Annotated in this window: 2 protein-coding genes; both read right to left on the bottom strand. The window is 68.9% G+C overall.

Annotated elements, in window-relative coordinates; translation table 11 throughout:
• On the bottom strand, window positions 1–1,573 hold a 1,573-nt coding region (locus DY218_RS35805), incomplete at its 3' end, for an amino acid adenylation domain-containing protein (protein WP_128555052.1).
• A 615-nt stretch (window positions 1,574–2,188) separates the two neighbouring features.
• A partial coding sequence (locus tag DY218_RS35800; protein WP_407703571.1) for a condensation domain-containing protein occupies window positions 2,189–3,330 on the bottom strand: 1,142 nt, incomplete at both ends.

The following is a 3,330-nucleotide window of genomic DNA, read 5'->3' as shown; positions in this document are numbered from 1 at the left end:
TGGTGTGGGTGGGGGTGGGGAGTTGGTGGGTGTTGATTTTGCCGTTGGGGTGTTGGGGGAGGTGGGGGAGGTGGGTGAGGTAGGTGGGGATGTGGGTGGGGTGGAGGTGGTGGGTGAGGTGGGTGCGGAGTTGTTGGGGGGTGGGGGGTGTGGTGTTTGGGTGGGTGGTGTAGTAGGTGGCGAGGTGGGTGGTGTTGTGGGTGGTGTGGGTGGTGGTGTGGGTGTGGTGGATGGCGGGGTGGGTGTGGAGGGCGGTGTTGATTTCGGCGGGTTCGATGCGTTGGCCGTTGATTTTGAGTTGGTGGTCGGTGCGGCCGAGGTATTCGATGGTGCCGTGGGGGGTGTGGCGGGCGAGGTCGCCGGTTTTGTAGAGGCGGGTGCCGGGTTGGGTGGGGTGGGGGGTGAAGTGCTGGGCGGTGAGGGCGGGTTGGTGGTGGTAGCCGCGGGCGAGGGGGGTGCCGCCGATGTGGAGGTGTCCGGGGATGCCGGGGGGTGTGGGGTGGTGGTGGTCGTCGAGGATGTGGATTTCGGCGCCGGTGATGGGGGTGCCGATGGGGATGCGGGCGGGTTGGGGTTGGGTGGGTGTGGTGGGGGTGGTGGTGTGGTGGGTGACGTCGATGGCGGCTTCGGTGGGGCCGTAGAGGTTGTGGAGTTGGGTGGTGGGGAGGGTGGTGTGGAAGGTGTGGGTGTGGTGGGTGGTGAGTTCTTCGCCGGAGGCGATGACGTGGGTGAGGGTGGTGCAGTTGGGGGTGTGGGGGTGGGTGAGGAAGTGGGTGAGCATGGCGGGGACGAAGTGGCAGACGGTGATGTGGTGTTTTTGGATGGTGTGGGTGAGGTGGGTGGGGTTGCGGTGGGCGCCGGGTGGGAGGAGGTGGATGCGGGCGCCGGTGGTCAGGGGCCAGGTCCATTCCCAGCCGGAGACGTCGAAGCCGATGGGGGTTTTGAACAGGACGCGGTCGGTGGGGGTGAGGTGGTAGGTGTTTTGCATCCAGGTGATGCGGTTGGTGAAGGCGGCGTGGGTGTTGAGGGCGCCTTTGGGGGTGCCGGTGGAGCCGGAGGTGTAGAGGATGTAGGCGGCGTTGTCGGGGGTGAGGTGGACGGTGGGTGGGGTGGTGGGGTGTTGGTCGAGGAGGGCGTCGACGGCGGCGTCATCCAGATTGATCAGCGGGATCGGGGTGTTGTTGGTGGCACCCTCACCGTCGCCGGTGCCGGTGCCGGTGTTGTTGGTGGTGAGGGTGGTGGCGGTGGTGTGGGTGGGGTGGTGGGTGAGGATGAGGGTGGGTTGGGAGGTGGTGGTCATGTGGGTGAGGCGGGCGGGGGGGTAGTCGGGGTCGAGGGGGAGGTAGGCGGCTCCGGTTTTGAGGGTGGCCAGCAGGGCGGTGATGAGGTGGGGGCTGCGTTCGAGGTGGATGCCGATGACGTCTTCGGTGGTGACGCCGTGGGTGGTGAGGTGGTGGGCGAGTTGGTTGGCGCGTTGGTCGAGTTGGCGGTAGGTGAGCTGGGTGCCGTGTTCGTCGGTGACGGCGATGGCGTCGGGGGTGGCGGCGGCTTGGGCGGCGATGAGTTCGTGCATGAGCGCGACCTGGGGGGTCGGGTCGGGGGAGGTGAAGGTGTCGATGAGGGCGCGTTGGGTGTCGCCGGCCAGACCGATCGTCTCCAGGGGCCGGCCGGTGCGGGCGCCGGTCTCCAGGGTCCGCAGCCAGGCCTNTCTCCAGGGGCCGGCCGGTGCGGGCGCCGGTCTCCAGGGTCCGCAGCCAGGCCTCGATCAGCGTGGTGATCTCCTCACGGCTGTAGAGATCGGTGGCGTACTCGACACTCCCCACCAACCCACCACCACCAGCAGCAGCACCAGCACTGCCACCACCAGCACCGGTGCCGGCACCGGTGCCGCCACCAGCACTGCCACCGGTGTCGGTGCCGGTGTCGCCGCCGTCGCTGTTGCCGTTCNTCGATCAGCGTGGTGATCTCCTCACGGCTGTAGAGATCGGTGGCGTACTCGACACTCCCCACCAACCCACCACCACCAGCAGCACCAGCACTGCCACCACCAGCACCGGTGCCGGCACCGGTGCCATCAGCATTGCCGCCGTCACCGGTGTCGGGGTGGAGGTGGAGGGCGATTTCGAATTGGGCGCGGGTGGTGGGTGCGGTGAGGGTTTCGATGCGGGTGCCGGGCAGGTGCCAGGGNTCGGGGTGGAGGTGGAGGGCGATTTCGAATTGGGCGCGGGTGGTGGGTGCGGTGAGGGTTTCGATGCGGGTGCCGGGCAGGTGCCAGGGGGTGCGGGGGGTGTTGTCCAGGGCGAAGAGGATGCGGGTGAGGTCGCCGCCGCGGTGTCCGGCGGCCTGCACGGCCTGTTCGAAGGGCAGGTCCTGGTGGGCCAGGGCCCCGGTGACCGTCTCACGGACCCGGCCGGTCAGCTCCCGCAGTCCGCAGTCGCCACCGGTGTCGATCCGCAGGGCGAGGGTGTTCACGAAGAACCCGACCAGCGGCTCGAGTTCGGCGCGGACCCGTCCCGCGACCGGGGTGGCCAGGACCACGTCCCGGGTGCCGGCCATCCGTCCCACCACCGACGCGAAACCGGCCAGCAGGGTCTGGAAGACGGTGGCGCGTTCCTCCTCGGCCAGCCGGCCCAGCCGCCGCGTGAGCGCGGCCGGCAGCCGTACCTCCATCCGGCCGGCCGGATACGAGGCACTACTACCACTGCTGTTCGGGCGGGGTCCGCTGGTGGGCAGCATCACCCCTGACGCCCCGTCCAGCACCTCACTCCAATACGCCAGCTCCTCGGCGAGGCCCTGCCCGGTGAGCTGTTCACGCTGCCAGATCGCATAGTCGCCGTACTGCACATCGAGTTCCGGGCCCTGCCACACTCCGCCGCCGGCCAGTACCGGATACGCCGCGGCGAGTTCCTCCAGGACCACCCCCAGCGACCAGCCGTCCACCACGGTGTGGTGCGCGACCAGCATCACCACCCACTCACCCGCAGCGACCTCACCCACCCGTACCCGTACCAGCGGACCCGACTCCAGCACGAACGGCTCCTCCACCACCCGCTCGACCCACGCATCCACACCCACCGCCCCACCCGGCACTGGACCTGTGGTGAACACACCCTGCGGCACCGTGTCCGAGACGACCTGCACCACTCCCTCGTCCTCCCACACCAACACCGACCGCAACACCTCATGCCGCGCCACCACACACTCCACCGCCCGCTCCAACACCCCCACATCCAAACCACCCCACACCCGAAACCCACCCGCCACGTGATACGCCGACCCCGCACCCAACCGATCCAGCAGACACAACCGCTCCTGACCGAACGACGCAGG

Origin of the sequence: Streptomyces triticagri (assembly GCF_003429565.1) — a bacterium.
In the GTDB taxonomy this organism is placed as follows: Bacteria; Actinomycetota; Actinomycetes; order Streptomycetales; family Streptomycetaceae; genus Streptomyces; species Streptomyces triticagri.
The sequence above is the reverse complement of the archived record's forward strand: the minus strand, read 5'-3'. Positions and strand labels throughout refer to the sequence as shown.